The following is a 16,709-nucleotide window of genomic DNA, read 5'->3' on the forward strand; positions in this document are numbered from 1 at the left end:
GCCGCGGCCGTTCCGGAGGAACGCCGGACGAGAGCGCTCGCGGGAGTCGGGGATCGCGGCGGTGATGGCGGCCTCCCCTCTGTCCGGCTGGGTCTCGTGCGGCTTAGCCCAAGGTGTCGTGCTCGGCGATCGCCGCTCGGACCGCTGCTGCGAAGGCGTCGCCCCGTGCGGCGTAGTCGGAGAACTGGTCCATCGAGGCGCACCCGGGCGCCAGAAGCACCGTGTCCCCGGGTCGGGCAGCCGCAGCCGCCGCCCCGACGACGCGTCGCATCAGGTCAGCCCCGTCTACCGGGCCAGTCTCTCCGGCGGTCACCTCGATCACCGGGACATCTGGCGCGTGTCGCGCGAGCGCCTCCGCGATCACCGCGCGGTCCCTTCCGATGAGGACGACGCTCCGCAGCCGGCGGCCGACCTGCCGCACCAGCTCGTCGAAGGTCGCGCCCTTGGCCAGGCCGCCCGCCACCCAGACCACGGGGTCGTAGGCCGCCAGTGACGACTGTGCGGCGTGCGGGTTGGTGGCCTTGGAGTCGTCGACCCAGGTGATGCCCGCGTGCTCGGCGACCACGGCGATCCGGTGCCCGTCGGGACGGAACGCCCGCAGGCCGTCCCGTACGGCGGCCTGACCGATGCCGTGCGCCCTGGCCAGCGCGGCGGCGGCGAGAGCGTTGGCGACGAAGTGCGGGGCGGGTGAGGCGAGGTCGGCGATCGCGCACAGCTCGGCCGCGCTGCTCTGCCGCTCGTCGACGAAGGCCCGGTCCACGAGGAGGTCCTCGACGACGCCCACCATGCCCACCGAGGGGATGCCGAGGGTGAAGCCGATCGCCCGCGCTCCCTCGACGACGTCGGCCTCGCGAACCAGGCGCTCGGTGGTCGGGTCCGCGACGTTGTAGACGCAGGCCCGCGCGACACCCTGGTAGATCCGCCCCTTGTCGCGCGCGTAGTCGTCCATCCCCGACCCGCCGGAGTACCAGTCGAGGTGGTCCTCCGCGACGTTGAGCACCGCAGCCGACTCGGCCGCCATCGTCGAGACGTAGTGGAGCTGGAAGCTCGACAGCTCCACCGCGATCACGTCGTACGGCTCGGGATCCATGACCGCCTCGGTGAGCGGCAGGCCGACGTTGCCGGCCGCGACGCTGCGCAGGCCCGCCGCGCGGAGGATCGAGTCGAGCATCTGCACGGTCGTGGTCTTGCCGTTGGTGCCCGTGACGCAGAGCCAGGGCGCCGGGCGCTCGGGGTCGCGGAGCCGCCAGGCGAGCTCAACCTCTCCCCAGACCGGCACTCCGCGTTCGGCCGCCTGCACCAGCAGCGGTGCGTCCGGGCGGAAGCCCGGCGAGACCACGACCAGGTCGACGTCGTCGGGGAGCGCGGTGGCGGCGCCCTCGCCGACCCGGAACCGGGCACCGAGCGCCTCCAGGAGCTCGGCCCGCGGCTGCAGCCTCGGGCCGACGGCGTCGGCCACCGCGGTGACGTCGGCGTCGAGGTGCAGCAGGTTGTCCACCGCGGCCGCCCCGCTCGCGCCGAAGCCGGCGACGACCGCCCGCACGCCGCGCCAGGAGTCCTTGCGGCCGAGACCGTCGACGTCCGTCACAACCGGGCCACCCACTCGGCGTAGAACACGCCCAGGCCGGTGGCGACGAAGAGCCCGGTGATGATCCAGAACCGGATCACGATTGTCACCTGCTCCCAGCCGAGCAGCTCGAAGTGGTGCTGGAGCGGTGCCATCCGGAACACCCGCTTGCCCACACCGGTGAACCGCTTGGTCGCCTTGAACCAGCTGACCTGGAGCATCACCGAGGCCGTGATGAGCACGAACAACCCGCCGAGGATCACCAGCAGCAACTCCGTGCGGGTGAGGATCGCGAAGCCCGCCAGCCCGCCGCCGAGGGAGAGCGACCCGGTGTCGCCCATGAAGATCTTCGCCGGCGAGGCGTTCCACCACAGGAAGCCGAAGCAGGCCCCGGTGATCGCGGCGGCGATGATGGCGAGGTCGAGCGGATCTCGGACGTTGTAGCAGCTGGCGCCCGCGGCGTCCTCGCAGGACTGGTTGTTCTGCCAGATGTTCACGAGCGTGTAGGCGCCGAAGACCATCACGCTCGCGCCGGCGGCGAGGCCGTCGAGGCCGTCGGTGAGGTTGACCGCGTTGCTGAAGCCGGTGACGAGCAGCCAGACCAGCAGCAGGGCGAGCACCATCGGCAGCGCCAGCCACTCGATCTCACGCAGGAACGACACCTTCTCGGACGCCGGCGGCCGGCCGTTCTCGTCCTCGAGCCACGGCGCCAGGGCGAGGACCCCGAAGACCAGGGCGATCACGGTCTGGCCGACCATCTTGGCCTTGCTGCGCAGGCCGAGGCTGCGCTGCTTGGAGATCTTGATGAAGTCGTCGAGGAAGCCGACCAGGCCCATCCCGACGAACAGGAAGAGCAGCAGCAGCGCCGAGGCGCTGGGCGCGTCGGCCGTGAGCACCTTGGCGAGGCCGTAGCCCAGGACCACCGAGGCGATGATCACGACGCCACCCATCGTGGGCGTGCCGCGCTTGGTGTGGTGGCTGGTCGGGCCGTCGTCGCGGATCTCCTGGCCGTAGCCCCACTTGGTGAACAGGCGGATCGCGACCCGGGTGCCGAGCAGCGAGATCATCAGCGAGATGCCCCCACCGAGCAGGATCGCTAGCACGCCGGTGTCCTCTCACACGCTGTCGTTGTCATCCCGGGTCACCCAGCAACTTCTCGGCGACCCATTCGAGCGCCACCCCACGGGACGCCTTGACGAGGACGACGTCCTCCGGACCGGCATTCTGCCGCACCCAGGCGAGGGCCTCGTCGCGCCCCTCGGTCCTGATCACGACCGGACCGTCGGCGGCGGTGATCGCCTCCGCGATCGGTGCGGCGGGATCGCCGACCACGACGACGACGTCGACCCCGAGCCGGGCGGCGTCGGTGCCGACGGACCGGTGTCCCGCCTCGTGCTCGGCGCCGAGCTCCATCATCTGTCCGAGGACGGCGACGGTACGGCGCCCGCGCGCCCGTCCGATCGCGACCAGGGCCTCCAGTGCGGCGCGCATGGAGTCGGGGTTGGCGTTGTAGGCGTCGTTGACGACGACCATCCCGTCGGACCGCTCCTCCACCTCCATCCGCCACCGCGACGCAGGGGCGATCTCGGACAGCGCTCCGGCGACGTCGGCGAGCGGGAACCCGGCGGCGAGGGCCATGGCGGCCGCGGCGGCCGCGTTCTGCGCCTGGTGCGCGCCCGACTGGAGCAGCTGGACCGGGTGCGCCTCGTCGTGGTGGGCGAGGGTGAACCCCGGGCGACCCAGCGCGTCGAGCTCCACGGCGTCGTACCGGAGCGAGCCGCCGCGGCCGAACGTCACCACCGGCGCCCGGGTCCGCGACGCCATCGCCGCCACGAGCGGGTCGTCGGCGTTGAGCACCGCCGCGCCGTCGGCCGGCAACGCCTCGACGATCTCCCCCTTCGCCAGCGCGATCTGCTCGCGACCGCCGAACTCACCGACGTGCGCAGTGCCGACGTTGAGCACCGCGGCGATCCGCGGGGGTGCGATCTCGCACAGGTAGCGGATGTGCCCGACTCCCCGCGCGCCCATCTCGACGACCAGGTAGTCGGTCGCTGCGCCGGCGCGCAGGACGGTGAGCGGCACACCGATCTCGTTGTTGCCGTTGCCCTCGGTGGCGGCGACCCGGTCGCCGCCGGCGAGGAGCTCGAGCACACCGGCCAGGTAGTCCTTGGTGCCGGTCTTGCCCTGCGACCCCGTCAGCGCCAGCACCGTCGCGGGCGTCCGGGCCACGACGTGCCGGGCGAGCCGGCCCAGCGCCACCACCGGGTCGGCGACCACCACCGTAGGGGCTCCGGTCGGCCGGCTGCCGAGCACGGCGTGCGCGCCGCCGGCGTACTCGTGCCCGTCGACGCGCTCGCCGACGATCGCGACGAAGAGCCCGCCGGGGACGGGCGAGCGGCTGTCGACGTACGCGGTGCCGGTCACTGCCAGCGCCGGGTCGCCGTGCACCTCGCCGCCGACGACGGCGGCGATCTCGTCGAGCCGCATCGGGATCATCGGGCGGCTCCCCGGAGCAGCTCGCGCACGACCTCGCGGTCGTCGAAGGGATGGATCACGCCGTCGATCTCCTGGCCGGTCTCGTGCCCCTTGCCCGCCACGAGCACGACGTCGCCCGGCCCGGCGGCGTCGAGCGCGGTCGCGATCGCGGCCCGGCGGTCACCGACCTCGAGCACCTCGGCCCGCCGCGACGCCTCGACGTCGTCGATGCCCGCCAGCACCGCCGCCCGGATCTCGGCCGGCTGCTCGGTGCGCGGGTTGTCGTCGGTAACGATCACCAGGTCGGCCTGGGCAGCGGCGATCGCGCCCATAGCCGGCCGCTTGCCGCGGTCACGGTCGCCGCCCGCGCCGATGACGACGATCAGGCGGCCGGCCGTCACGGGCCGCAGCGTCGCGAGCACCGCCGTGAGGGCGTCCGGCTTGTGCGCGTAGTCGACGTAGACCGCAAAGCCGACGGTCTCGTCGGACACCCGCTCCAACCGGCCCGGCACTCCTCCGGTCGCCGCCACCCCCGCGACCACCTGCTCGGGATCGAGCCCGGCCTCGGTCGCCGCGGCGACGGCCGACAGCGCGTTGGCGACGTTGAAGTCGCCCGGCAGTGCCACCGACGCCGGGAGCGACAGACCGCCCGGCCCGCGGATCGTGAACGTCGATCCCTCCGGTCCGAGCTCGACGTCGGTCACCGACCAGTCGGCGTCACGGCCGTGCGTGGACATCGTGCGGATGGGGATGGTCGCGGTGGTCACGAGCCGGCGACCGTGCTCGTCGTCGACGTTGACCAGGCCGAGCCGCGCCCGTCCGGGGGTGAACAGCGCCGCCTTGGCGGCGAAGTAGTCGTCGAGATCGGCGTGGAAGTCGAGGTGGTCACGCCCGAGGTTCGTGAAGACGGCGACGTCGAACACCACCCCGTCGACCCGCCCCAGCACCAGGGCGTGGCTCGACACCTCCATCGCGCAGCAGGTGATCCCCTCCTCCCGCATCAACGCGAACAGCCCGTGCAGGTCCGGCGCCTCCGGGGTCGTGAGCGTCGTCTTGAGGTCCGTCCCGGCGAGGCGCGTGCCGACGGTGCCGACGACCGCGGACGCGATGCCGGCCGCGCCGAGGCCGCTGTCGAGCAGGCGGGTGGCGGTGGTCTTGCCCTGGGTGCCGGTGACCCCGATCATCCGCATCGCGCGGGCGGGGTGCCCGTAGATGCCGGCGGAGACGGCGCCGAGCACCCCACGCGGCTGCGCCACGACGACGGCCGGCAGGCCCGCCGGTACGGCGGCCGCGCCGGTCTCGTCGGTCAGGACCACGCTGGCGCCCGCAGCCGCGGCCTGGGTGACGAAGTCGATGCCGTGGGCCCGCGCACCGGGGAGCGCTGCGTAGACGTCGCCCGGCAGCACCCGCCGCGAGTCGAGGGTGATGCCCGTGACCGCCACGTCGGCACCGTCGCCGCCGACCACGCGCGCCTCGTCCTGCTCCCGGACCAGTGCGACGACGTCGTCGAACGAGAGCGCCGCCGGGTGCCGCGGTCGCGTGGTCCCCGTGTCCATCAGGGGTCCCGTCACCACTCGACGGGGAGCTGCGAGGCGCGGGTCCCGGTCGGGGGCACGCCGTACCGCCGGAGAGCGTGGCTCATCAGCTTCGCGAACGCCGGGCCGGCGACGGTGCCGCCGCCACCGGTGCGTGAGTCGTGGACCACCACGTAGACGGTGAACCGCGGGTCGTCGGTCGGGCCGAACCCGACGAACGACGCGGTGTGGCTGCCGTCGTAGCTGCCGTCGACGACCCGCTGCGCGGTGCCGGTCTTGCCGGCGATCCGGTAGCCGGGCACGGCGGCCAGCGGCGCGGCGCCGTCGACCGGGTCGAGCACTCGTTCCATCATCAGTGCAGTCTGCCGCGCCGCCCTGGTGCTGATCACACGGCGCTCGTCGGCCTGCTCGGTGCCGACCTCGGTGCCGTCGTCCAGCGTCGCTCTGCCGTCGACGAGGCTGGGGTCGATCCGCACGCCGTCGTTGGCGATGGTGTTGACCGCGGCGATCATCTGCACGGCGTTGACGGACAGCGACTGGCCGAACGCGATCCGGTCGTCGACCTGGTCGGTCCACTCCGCGCCTTCCGGGAGAATGCCCTTGGTCTCGCCGCGGAGGCCGATCCCGGTCTCCTCACCGAACCCGAAGGCCGTCAGGTAGGAGCGCAGCTCGCCGGGCGCGAACTCGTCGGCGGCGAGGACGGTGCCGATGTTCGAGGACTTGGCGAGGATGCCGGTCAGGGTGAGGTGCTCGACGCCGTGCACCCAGTGGTCGTGGATCGGCTGGTCCTGCCGGTTGAGCACGGGCGGTACGACGTACTGCTGCAGCGGCCGGCCGAGACCGGCGTCGATGACCGAGCTCAGGGTGAGCACCTTCTCGGTCGAGCCGGGTTCGTAGACGTCGGTCAGCGCGCTCGACCTGTAGCGCGACTTCGGCCACTCCTGCGGCTCGCTGGCGTCGTAGCTCGGATAGTCGGCCAGCGCGAGGATCTCACCGGTGCGGCTGTCCATGATGATGGCGATCCCCGACTCCGCGTGGGACCCCTCGACCGTCTGTTGCAGGACACCCTGCGTGAAGTGCTGCAGCCCGTTGTCGATGGTCAGGTTCAGGTCCGTGCCGTCGACCGCGGGGCTCACCGTGTTGTCGCCGAGCGGGATCTGGGTGCCGGCGCCCATCTCGTAGCGGGCCTCGCCGTCCACGCCGGAGAGGTAGTCGTCGAACGCGTCCTCCAACCCGGCGAGGGCGCGCGCCGAGCCGTCCCGGCGTGGGGTGCCGAGGAAGCCCACGAGGTTGGCCGCCAGGTCGCCGTTGGGATAGATCCGCACCGGGTCGCGTTGCATGAAGAGGCCGACGAAGCCCTCCTCCTCTGCCTCCGCGACCACCGCCTCCGCCTGCCACGTCGGCACCTGGCGGGCGATGTACTGGAACCGACTGTCTTCCACCCGGAGCCGCTCGAGCACGCGGACGTAGTCGAGGTCGAGTCGCCTGGCCAGGAACGTCGCGAGCTCCGGAGCGTCGTCGCTCGTCAGCGTCGGATCGGCGATGATCATCCGACCGTCGATCGACTCCGCGAGCGGATCGCCGTTGCGGTCGAGGATCTCCCCGCGGGTGGCGGGCAGGGAGACGATGACCGAGCCCTCGGCGGCCGCCATCTCGGCGTACCGGTCGGGGTCGACTCCCTGCAGCTGGACCAGGCGCGCCGCGAAGACCGACAGCACCATCGCGATGAAGACGAACCCCACCTTGAGCCGCACCTGTGGTGACGCGCGCAGCGGACTACCGGCCGTGCGGGGTCGGCTAGGTCCGGTCACACCCTCAAACCTAGATCGCTAGCGCTGGCGCGCCCGGTCCGGCACGCCGTTGCGGTCGCCATTCCCGCGCCCGCCGTCGCCGCGGTCCCCGCGGGCCCCGATCCGCTCGACAACGGGATCCGGGTCGAGCGCGGCGGGCTTCTTCGGGCTGGGGACGCTCCCCGGCAGATCGAATCCGGGCACCGCCGGCTGCTTCTGGTCGCCGAGCACGTCGCCGGTGGCCAGGTCGAGCACGAGCGGTCCGCCGGCCGGCAGCACCATTTCCATCCGCTGCGCCTCGGTCGCGATCCGCTGGGGGTCGCGCAGCGCCTGGAGCTCGAGGCGGAGCGCCTCCTGCTGGGCGGTCAGGTCGTCGGCCTGCTGCTCGAGCGCGGCCGCGCGGAACGACGCCTGCTGCATGGAGGTGTTGAACATCAGCAGGCCGATGACCCCGGCCAGCAGGATGACGCTGACCAGTGTCACGAACGGCACCCGCGGGGCGCGGGGCTTGGTACGGGGCCGCGGTACGACGGTGAGCCGGGCCCGCTTGACGGCGATCTCGGCGATCCGCGGGAGCCGCGCGCGGACCTGGGCTGCGGTGCTGCTCATGATTTTTCGGGGTCCCTGCGGAGTTGTTCGCTGGAGGACAGAAGGTGCGGGTCGGCGGTCGCCAGCAGACCGCCTGGGGGAGGCGAAGAACTTCGTGGGGTGTTCATGCGGCTCCCTTGCCGTCGGTCCGGGGTCGAACTCGTTCGATGGCGCGCAGCCGCACGGACGCGGCGCGGGGGTTCTCGGCGATCTGGTCTGCGTTCGCCTGCTCGGCGCCGCGGGTGACGAGTCGCAGTGCCGGCTCGTGACCCTCGGGCACGAACGGCAGGTCCTCGGGCACGTCGCTCCGGCTGGCGGCGGTGAACGCCCGCTTCACCACCCGGTCCTCGAGGGAGTGGTAGGACTCGACGACCACCCGGCCGCCGACGCCAATCGCGTCGATCGCGGCCGGCACCGCCCGCTCGAGCACCCGCAGCTCGTCGTTGACCTCCATCCGCAGCGCCTGGAACGTGCGCTTGGCGGGGTGGCCGCCGGTACGACGGGCCGGGGCCGGGATGACGTCGTAGAGCAGGGCCACCAGACGTCCGGACGTGGTGAACGGTGCGCGGGCGCGCTCGCGCACGATCGCGTCGACGATCCGGCGGGCGTGGCGCTCCTCGCCGTACTCCCGCAGCACGCGGAGCAGGTCGGGCGCCGCGTAGGTGTTGAGGACGTCGGCCGCGGTGGGACCGTGCCCTGTGTCGGAGGGGTCCATCCGCATGTCGAGAGGAGCGTCGACGGCGTACGCGAAGCCCCGTTCGGGGAGGTCGAGCTGCATCGAGGAGACGCCGAGGTCGAAGAGCACTCCGTCGACCTCGGGGAGGCCGAGGTCCGCGAGCACGTCGGGGATCTCGTCGTAGACGGCGTGGACCGCGGTGAACCGGTCGCCGTACGGCGCCAGTCGCTCGCGGCTGAGCTCGAGCGCACGCGGGTCGCGATCGATCCCGATCACCCGCGCCAGCTCGCACCGGGCGAGCACCGCCTCGGTGTGGCCGCCCAGGCCGAGGGTCGCGTCGACCAGGACGGCGCCACTGTGGTCGAGCGCAGGTGTCAGGAGCGCCACGACCCGGTCGAGCAGGACTGGGACGTGTCGGGGAGTCGTCATCGCCGGGTGGCCCTCAGTGACCCAACCAGAAGCCGAGCAGGACGATCAGGAAGACCGTGAGGGAGACCCCGGCCGAGAACGCCATCAGGGTCACGGCCTCGCGGGCCAGCTCACGCACCCGGGGTTCGCCGACCTCGGTTGCGGTGCCGACCGTCCCGGCTGCACTCGCGCCCATCACGCTCATGGTTCGACCCCCTGACCCTGCCCGCGAGAAACGAAGAAGCTGAAGAAACGTCTGCTGCTGAACGATCCGCAGGACCAGGTCCCCCGCCCGCTCCCGGTGGGGTTGCCGTCTGGTGCCGGGGAAGGTGCCCCAGAAGGCAGCGGGAGCGGGCCAGAGACCTCGTCCTGCGGATCGCTATGGAGTTGTGCTCCCGGTCGCGCCGACCGGCCGTCGGTGACTCAGTCGTCGTCCTCGTCGAGGTCGACGAAGTCACCCATCGCGTCCTCCTGGAACTCCCGCCAGCGGTCGGGGTTCCAGATCTCCAGCCGGTCGCGCACACCGATCACCACGACGTCGCGATCGAGTCCGGCGTAGTCGCGCAGGTGGGCCGGGATGCCGATCCGGCCCTGCTTGTCGGGGGTGCCCTCGTCGCCGCCGGCGAACAGCACCCGTGCGTAACGGCGTGCGGCGCGGTTGGTCATCGGCCGGGCCGCGGCGCGGTCGGCCTCCTCCGCGAACACGTCGGAGGGCCAGACGACGAGGCAGTTCTCCTGACCCTGCGTCACCACGAGCCCCTCTGACAGTCGATCCCTGAACTTCGCCGGGAGGAAGAGGCGCCCCTTGTCGTCGAGCTTGGGGGTGTAGGTGCCCATGAAGAGCATCGGGCACCTCCTGCTTCCTCCACTTTCCCCCACAGTACTCCACTTTCCCCCACCGTCAACCACCCAACGGCGTGTTTCGCATGGGTGCGGACGCGTTTGCGCAGGCCAGACCCCCGGCAGCCGCGTGGAGCGTGGTGGAGGGGGACGCCGGTCGATGCGAACGCGTGACCGCTCCGTGACCTCAGGAGCCGTTCCCTAGGGTTAGGTTGCTCCGGCGCCGTACCTTTGCCCTACCGCGCGCCCTACGCTGGAAGGGCGCGCAAGAGACGGGAGACCTGCACGTGGAGTCGCCGACCCCTCATCCGACCGCGGGGCAACCGCACCACCCCACCGGGGCCGACGTCGCGACCGTCGCCCGGGTGGCCGGCCGGATCCGCTCCAACATCGAGCGCGTCATCGAAGGCAAGAGCGAGGTCGTCTCCGCCGCGCTCGTGGTGCTGCTGGCCGAAGGGCACCTGTTGCTCGAGGACGTCCCCGGTGTCGGCAAGACCATGCTCAGCAAGTCGCTCGCCCGCAGCATCGACTCGACGGTGCGCCGGATCCAGTTCACGCCCGACCTGCTGCCGTCCGACGTCACCGGCGTCTCCGTCTACAACCAGCAGACCCGCGAGTTCGAGTTCCGGCCCGGCGGCGTCTTCGCCAACATCGTGATCGGCGACGAGATCAACCGCGCCTCCCCCAAGACGCAGTCCGCGCTGCTGGAGTGCATGGAGGAGCGGCAGGTGACCGTCGACAACGTCACCTACCACCTCGAGCCGCCGTTCATGGTGATCGCGACCCAGAACCCGGTCGAGATGGAGGGCACCTACGCGCTGCCCGAGGCGCAGCGCGACCGGTTCATGGCCCGGGTGTCGATCGGCTACCCGGTGCCGGCGGCCGAGATCGCGATGCTCAATTCGCACACCGAGCTCAACCCTCTCGACGACCTCGAGCCGGTCACCGACAGTGCCGAGCTCCGCAAGCTCTGCGGGATCGTCGGCCAGGTCCACGTCTCCGAGGCGGTCCAGCGGTACGCCGTCTCCCTGACCGCCGCCACTCGGGAGAACCCCGAGCTGCTGCTCGGTGCCTCGCCGCGGGCGACGCTCCACCTGGTGCGGGCCGCCAAGGCCTACGCCGCCCTCCACCAGCGCGACTTCGTGCTGCCCGACGACGTGCGCGCACTGGTGCACCCCGTGATCGCCCACCGGCTGCTGCCGAGCGCGGAGGCGGCCGTGGGCGGTCGCGGCACCGGCGCGATCCTCGAGGGGATCGCCGCGCAGGTGCCGGTCCCCGAGATCCGCTCCTGACGGCCGGCGCGGCGCGACATGAGACACGGCGATGCGTGACGGACTGGCGGGACTGACCCTCCGCGGCCGAGCGTTCCTCGCCGCGGGCGTCACCGCGATCTGCTGCGCCGTGCTCCTCGGGCAGTCGACGCTGACCCGGATCGGCGTCCTCGTCGTCGCGCTCCCGCTCGTCTCCGCGTTCGTCATCGGGCGGCGGCGCTACGCACTCGCGGTGACGCGGTCGGTTCACCCGCGGCTGGTCGCGGCCGGGCAGCCCGCGCGGATCGACCTCGAGCTCACCAACGCGGGCCGCCCGAGTGCCGGCGCGATCCTGGTCGAGGACCAGGTGCCCTACGCCCTCGGCACCCGGCCGCGGTTCGTGCTGCAGGGCATCGCACGGCAGTGGCAGCGGCGCGTGAGCTACCAGGTCCGCTCCGACGTGCGCGGCCGGTTCGAGATCGGGCCGCTCACGATCCGCATCGCCGACCCGTTCGGTCTGATCGAGCTCCGCCGGATGGTCCCCGGCGTGGCACCGCTCGTGGTCACGCCCCGGACCGTGGTCCTGCCGCGGATCCCGGTGATGGGCGGCTGGAGCGGGTCGGGCGAGCACCGGCCGCAGGCGTTCGCCGCCGGCTCGGCCGAGGACGTCAGCGTCCGCGAGTACCGCCGTGGCGACGAGCTGCGCCGCGTCCACTGGCGCAGCTCCGCGCGGGTGGGCGACCTGATGGTGCGCCGTGAGGAACAGCCCTGGGAGGCCCGCGCCACGGTCCTGCTCGACAACCGCCTTCGTGCCCACCGCGGGCAAGGCCTCGGCTCCAGCTTCGAGTTCGCGGTGGTGGCCGCCGCGTCCCTCGTGCTGCACCTCGACCAGCACGGCTACGCCGTACGGCTCGTGCTGGCGGACGGCTCGGGCGCGGACGAGACGTCCACCGCCGTCCTCGAGCGGCTCGCTCTCGTCACGACGAGGCAGACCGCCGTCATCGACGTCGGCTGGACCGGCGACCAGACCCGGGGCGGCCTGGTCGTCGCCGTGCTCGGTGGCCTCGAGCAGAGGGACAGCATCGCCCTCCGCCAGATCCGGCACGATGCCGGTACGGCGCTGGCGATGGTGCTCGACGTCGAGCAGTGGGCCGGTCGCGCCGCCCAGGGGCAGCCCGGCCCGTCCCCGTCCGTCGCCGGCCTCGGCTGGCGAACGGTGACGCTCGGACCCCGCGACCGGCTCGACTCCGCCTGGCGCGACCTCGGACGTGCTTCCGGCAGGGCGGCGGCGGCAGCCGGCGTCGCCAGCACCAGGGGCGGCCGATGAAGGGCGGGCAGACGTTCGGCTACACCCTGCTGCTGGCGTTGATCGCGACCGGCACCACGTGGGCTGCCCTGATGGCGTGGCGGGGCTTCCTGACCAACTCCGATTCCTACCTCGCGCCGCTGGCGGCCACGGGAATGGTCGTGTGCCTTGCCGGAGCCGGGCTCCGCTGGCTCGGCAGCCCGGCTCTCGCGATCGTCGCGGTCCAGGCGGCGCTCGCGGTCGCGATGGTCAGCAGCGAGCTGGGCGGCGGTCCGATCCCGCTGGGCGCCACCGGCGACGAGGTCGCGCGGTCCCTCGAGCTGGCCATGGAATCGGCCCGCACCTACGAGGCCCCCATCCAGGCCAACGTGCCCTCGGTCGCCCCGCTCATGATCCTCGGTGGCGCGTTCTTCCTGGTGCTGGTCGACTTCCTCGCCTGCACGCTGCGCCGGGTCCCGGTCGCGGGCCTCGCGCTGCTGGCCATCTACTCCGTGCCGGCCGGCCTGGTCCAGTCGGGCCCGGGGCTGGTCGCCTTTCTGCTCGCCTCCGCAGGCTTCCTGGCGCTGCTGCACCTCGACAGCCGCGACCACCTGCTCCGGTGGGGACGACCGCTCGGACCCGACGAGGCCAACCCGTGGGTCGAGGCCAACCCGGTCGTCGACGCCGTGCGCGTCGGCGCCGGCCGGATCGGCGTGACGGCGACCGTGATCGCGGTACTGCTCCCCCCGTTCGTCCCCGTCCTCAACCTCGACCTGCTCGGAATCGGCCCGGGCGACGGCGACGACGACATCGAGATCCGCAATCCGCGCGCGGACCTGCGCAGGGACCTCGAGCGCGACGACGACATCCCGCTGATCCGGTTCCACACCGACGACCCCTCCCCCGACTACCTCCGGGTCGCGGTGCTCAACCGGTTCACCGGCCTGGAGTGGAGCAGCGGCGATCGCGGTGTCGCCGACGCCAACACCGCCACCGGCGAGCTCCCCGCGCCGGAGGGGATGGACCCCGACGTACCCCGAACTCTCTACGAGTACCAGTTCGAGGCGAGCGACGCCTTCGACTCCTCCTGGCTGCCGACCCAGTTCCCCGCGTCCTCGGTCGAGGCCGTCGGCGACTGGCGCTTCGACGAGGACACCATGGACTTCCTCGCCGTGCCCGACGACCTGACGACCGAGGACCTCGAGTGGTCGGTCCAGGGCATGGAGCCGGACTACGGCACCAGTGGGGAGTTCTTCCTCGACTCCGCGACCGACGCGGTGGACTCTGAGTTCCTCGAAGTGCCGGGCGGGCTGCCGTCGATCGTCCGCAACCTGGCGGTGTCGGAGACGGTCGGCACTCGCTCGGACTACGAGGCGGCGCTGCTGCTGCAGGCGTTCTTCCGCAGGAACTTCGAGTACAGCCTGGAGGACGCCCCCGAGGGCATCGGCGGCAACGTCTTCGAGACGTTCCTCAGCCCCACGGCACCCGACGGACGCACGGGCTACTGCGAGCAGTTCGCCTCAGCGATGGCAGTGATGGCGCGGATCGTCGGCATCCCAGCGCGGGTGGCGGTCGGCTTCCTCCAGCCGGACGACCTGGGCAACGGCAACTACGAGTACAGCTCCTACGACCTCCACGCCTGGCCCGAGCTGTACTTCGAGGGCGCGGGCTGGGTCCGGTTCGAGCCCACCCCGTCGGGCCGCGCCGGGCCGGTGCCGGACTACGCGGCGGTGCCGGTCGACGTCTCGGATCCCACCGACAACACCGGCCCGACCGAGACCGGACCGACCGGCGCGGACATCCCGGAGCCGAGCGGGCCGACCGCGAGCGTCGTGCCGCAGGACCAGGCCGCCGGCGGCGACGACGCCGCAGACGAAGGCGTCGACTGGACCGTGGTCGTGCTCCGGGTCGCCCTGCTGCTCCTGGCGCTCGCCCTGATCGGCGCCCTGGCGCTGGCGCCCCGCTTCTTCCGCGGGCGCGCCCGCACCCGCAGGCTCGCCGGGACGCCGGAGGACGTCTGGGACGAGCTGCGATCGACGGCGATCGACCTCGGGCTCACCTGGCCGACCGGGCGGTCACCGCACGAAGTCGGACGGTTCCTGGTCGACCACCTCGGCGACCGGAGCGACAGCGATCGTCCCGAGCGTCCCCGCACCGGGCCCGACGCCGATCCGGAGGCGGCCGCGGCGTTGGAGCGGCTCGTGTCCGCGCTCGAGCTCGCTCGCTACGCGCGCCCCGGCTCGGCCGTGCCGGACGTCGCGCTGGCCGACGACGCCCGCACCTGCTGCGCGTCGCTGGAGGCCGGGGTCACCCGGAGGGTGGCGTTGCGGGCCCGGTGGCTGCCCCGCTCGCTGTGGCAGCGGTCGACACGAGACTCCGTCGACCACGACCAACTGGTCGGCGTGTAACCGCGCTGCCGCCCACCGACCGTCACCACTGACTGCGTCTACCGCGTGCGCTCGCGCAATCTAAGTCAGAATCCGCGGTTCTTGCGGCGGCGCCACCGCTCCTCGACGCGCTCCATGAAGGAGCCGGAGGACTTGGCCCGGCCGGGGCGGCGGCTGCGGGACCGGCCGCCGTCGATGACACCGAAGCCGGACGGGTGGGCGGCCGCGGCCGCCTCGGCACCGGACTTCTGCTGGCCGCCCAGGCCCTGACCTCGCACGGCGCTGAGGCCGATCGTCGCCGAGCCGAGCATGATCACGAATCCGACGATGCCGATCTGCCAGTAGCCGCTGATCGCGCCGCCCATCAGCACCGCGATCCCGACGGCGAACACGAATCCGGCGAGCAGCGCCCGGCGACGGGCGGCCTGGCGAAGCGTCGTGCCACGGAGGGTCGAGGCGAACTTCGGGTCCTCTTCGACGAGCGCCCGCTCCATCTGCTCGAGCAGTCGCAGCTCCTCTTCGGAGAGTGGCACCGGTTTCCTCCACACATGCGGTCGACGACTGGCGTCGAAGTTCTGAATCTTCAGTGTAGGCAGGCTCCGCGTTGACCGGTAGCCGTCCACGGCATTTCCTCGAGGTGTATTCGAACGGTTGGTACCCATGATCAGCCCGGACCAGTCGCCGCGACGAATCACTTGGGCCACGTTCCTACAGCAGGCTCCCCCGGCGTACGGCGGTCGGGCCGAACCGATCGGTCGCCCGATCGACCGCCCGGTCGGCGTCGGGCCACCCCGGGTCCGGCTCGCCGATGACCAGCTGCCGGCCGCCGATCTCGCGGCGCGGCCGGAGGCCCTCGACCCTGACGCCCACCAGCCGCACTGCCATCCGCAGCGGGAAGACCGCGTCGAGCAGCAGCAGGGCCGCTTCGTAGACGTCGTGGGTGACGTCGGTCGGCTCGGGCAGCGTCCGCGACCGCGAGATGGTGCGGAAGTCGCTCCACCGGACCGTGATCGCGACCGTGCGGCCCACCTTGTCCGCCGCTCGGAGCCGAGCCGTCACCCGGGTCGAGAGGCGGAGCAGCTCGCGCGCGAGCCGGTCGCGGTCACGGGTGTCGGCCGCGAGCGTGTGCTGCGCACCCATGCTGCCCTCAGGCACGCCCTCGCCGAAGCCGAACGTCCCTGCCCCGCCTGGCGAGAGCTCGCTCCGGTCGGCCCCCCACGCGAGGGCGTGGAGATGGCCGCCCAGGTGACCGCCGACCATCCGCCGCAGCTCGGCGACCGGCACCCGGGCGACGTCGCCGACCGTGATCAGGCCGAGCCGGTGGAGCCGCTGGCGGGTCGCCTCGCCGACACCGTAGAGCTCGCCGACGTCGAGCGGATGGACGACCGCGACGAACCGCTCGGGCGGGATGGCGAGCACCCCGTCGGGCTTGGCCCGCCGGCTCGCCAGCTTGGCGACCGAGACCGCAGCGGCGATACCGACCGAGCAGGTGATCCCGTGCTCGGCACGGACGCGGGAGCGGATCCGTTCTGCGATCACCTCCGGCGGCCCGAACAACCGGGCCGCGCCACGGACGTCGAGGAACGCCTCGTCGAGGGACATCACCTCGACCACCGGACTGAACCCACGGAAGGTCTCCATGATCGCCTTCGACACCGGCCGCAGGACGTCGAAGTCAGGGGGGACCTCGACCAGCCTCGGGCAGAGCCGGCGTGCCTCGCCCCCGGACATCCCCGAGCGGATGCCGTAGCCACGGGCGGGGTAGTTGGCCGAGAGCACCACGCCGCGGTGGCCGCCACCGACGACGACGGGCACGTCGTGGAGCTCCGGGCGGTCACGGATCGCCACCGACGCGTAGAACGCGTCCATGTCGACGTGGAGCAGGTGCGGCGCGGTCATCGCGCCGAC

Annotated in this window: 14 protein-coding genes; 3 read left to right on the forward strand and 11 right to left on the reverse strand. The window is 72.5% G+C overall.

The genetic code is table 11. The features are described 5' to 3' along the window. Positions 1–103 precede the first annotated feature (103 nt). From murD to mraZ, 9 genes are all read right to left on the reverse strand, one after another. Positions 104–1,588, reverse strand: a complete 1,485-nt coding sequence (gene murD / locus SHK19_RS13680; RefSeq protein ID WP_322936552.1) for a UDP-N-acetylmuramoyl-L-alanine--D-glutamate ligase — start codon at positions 1,586–1,588, stop codon at positions 104–106. Beyond that, positions 1,585–2,634, reverse strand: a complete 1,050-nt coding sequence (gene mraY / locus SHK19_RS13685) for a phospho-N-acetylmuramoyl-pentapeptide-transferase (RefSeq protein ID WP_405030505.1) — start codon at positions 2,632–2,634, stop codon at positions 1,585–1,587. Before mraY ends, murD begins: the two co-directional genes overlap by 4 nt. A 64-nt stretch (positions 2,635–2,698) precedes the next feature. Then, a complete protein-coding gene (locus SHK19_RS13690; protein WP_322936553.1) occupies positions 2,699–4,063 on the reverse strand; it encodes a UDP-N-acetylmuramoyl-tripeptide--D-alanyl-D-alanine ligase in 1,365 nt (454 codons plus the stop codon). Continuing rightward, entirely contained in the window at positions 4,060–5,598 is a 1,539-nt protein-coding gene (locus tag SHK19_RS13695; protein WP_322936554.1) for a UDP-N-acetylmuramoyl-L-alanyl-D-glutamate--2,6-diaminopimelate ligase, read from the reverse strand. Before SHK19_RS13695 ends, SHK19_RS13690 begins: the two co-directional genes overlap by 4 nt. Positions 5,599–5,609: 11 nt before the next feature. After that, positions 5,610–7,388 (reverse strand): peptidoglycan D,D-transpeptidase FtsI family protein, encoded by a 1,779-nt coding sequence (locus SHK19_RS13700; RefSeq protein WP_322936555.1) that lies wholly within the window; start codon positions 7,386–7,388, stop codon positions 5,610–5,612. Positions 7,389–7,406: 18 nt separating this feature from the next. Continuing rightward, positions 7,407–7,976 carry a hypothetical protein gene (locus SHK19_RS13705; RefSeq protein ID WP_322455521.1) on the reverse strand — a complete coding sequence of 190 codons (570 nt, stop codon included), beginning with the start codon at positions 7,974–7,976 and terminating at the stop codon, positions 7,407–7,409. Between the two features lie 103 nt (positions 7,977–8,079). After that, entirely contained in the window at positions 8,080–9,060 is a 981-nt protein-coding gene (gene rsmH / locus SHK19_RS13710) for a 16S rRNA (cytosine(1402)-N(4))-methyltransferase RsmH (RefSeq protein WP_322936556.1), read from the reverse strand. A 13-nt stretch (positions 9,061–9,073) separates the two neighbouring features. After that, entirely contained in the window at positions 9,074–9,235 is a 162-nt protein-coding gene (locus tag SHK19_RS13715; protein ID WP_322936557.1) for a hypothetical protein, read from the reverse strand. 227 nt (positions 9,236–9,462) lie between these two features. Then, entirely contained in the window at positions 9,463–9,885 is a 423-nt protein-coding gene (mraZ, locus tag SHK19_RS13720; protein WP_322455524.1) for a division/cell wall cluster transcriptional repressor MraZ, read from the reverse strand. A gap of 275 nt (positions 9,886–10,160) precedes the next feature. Here mraZ and SHK19_RS13725 point away from each other — a divergent pair, with 275 nt between their 5' ends. The 3 genes from SHK19_RS13725 to SHK19_RS13735 are packed head-to-tail and all read left to right on the forward strand — an operon-like array spanning position 10,161 to position 14,822. After that, positions 10,161–11,171: an AAA family ATPase gene (locus SHK19_RS13725; protein WP_405030506.1), complete on the forward strand. Its 1,011-nt coding sequence runs from the start codon at positions 10,161–10,163 to the stop codon at positions 11,169–11,171. Between the two features lie 31 nt (positions 11,172–11,202). Next, positions 11,203–12,456 carry a DUF58 domain-containing protein gene (locus SHK19_RS13730; RefSeq protein WP_322936558.1) on the forward strand — a complete coding sequence of 418 codons (1,254 nt, stop codon included), beginning with the start codon at positions 11,203–11,205 and terminating at the stop codon, positions 12,454–12,456. Beyond that, positions 12,453–14,822 (forward strand): transglutaminase family protein, encoded by a 2,370-nt coding sequence (locus tag SHK19_RS13735; RefSeq protein ID WP_322936559.1) that lies wholly within the window; start codon positions 12,453–12,455, stop codon positions 14,820–14,822. The genes SHK19_RS13730 and SHK19_RS13735 overlap by 4 nt, the downstream gene beginning before the upstream one ends. 65 nt (positions 14,823–14,887) lie before the next feature. Here SHK19_RS13735 and SHK19_RS13740 read toward each other — a convergent pair whose 3' ends face one another. Together SHK19_RS13740 and dinB are read right to left on the reverse strand one after the other, a co-directional pair. Beyond that, positions 14,888–15,334, reverse strand: a complete 447-nt coding sequence (locus tag SHK19_RS13740) for a DUF3040 domain-containing protein (RefSeq protein WP_322455527.1) — start codon at positions 15,332–15,334, stop codon at positions 14,888–14,890. Between the two features lie 175 nt (positions 15,335–15,509). Then, positions 15,510–16,700 (reverse strand): DNA polymerase IV, encoded by a 1,191-nt coding sequence (gene dinB / locus SHK19_RS13745; RefSeq protein WP_322936560.1) that lies wholly within the window; start codon positions 16,698–16,700, stop codon positions 15,510–15,512. Between the last annotated feature and the right edge of the window lie 9 nt (positions 16,701–16,709).

It is taken from the genome of Nocardioides bizhenqiangii, from assembly GCF_034661235.1.
Lineage (GTDB): Bacteria > Actinomycetota > Actinomycetes > Propionibacteriales > Nocardioidaceae > Nocardioides > Nocardioides bizhenqiangii.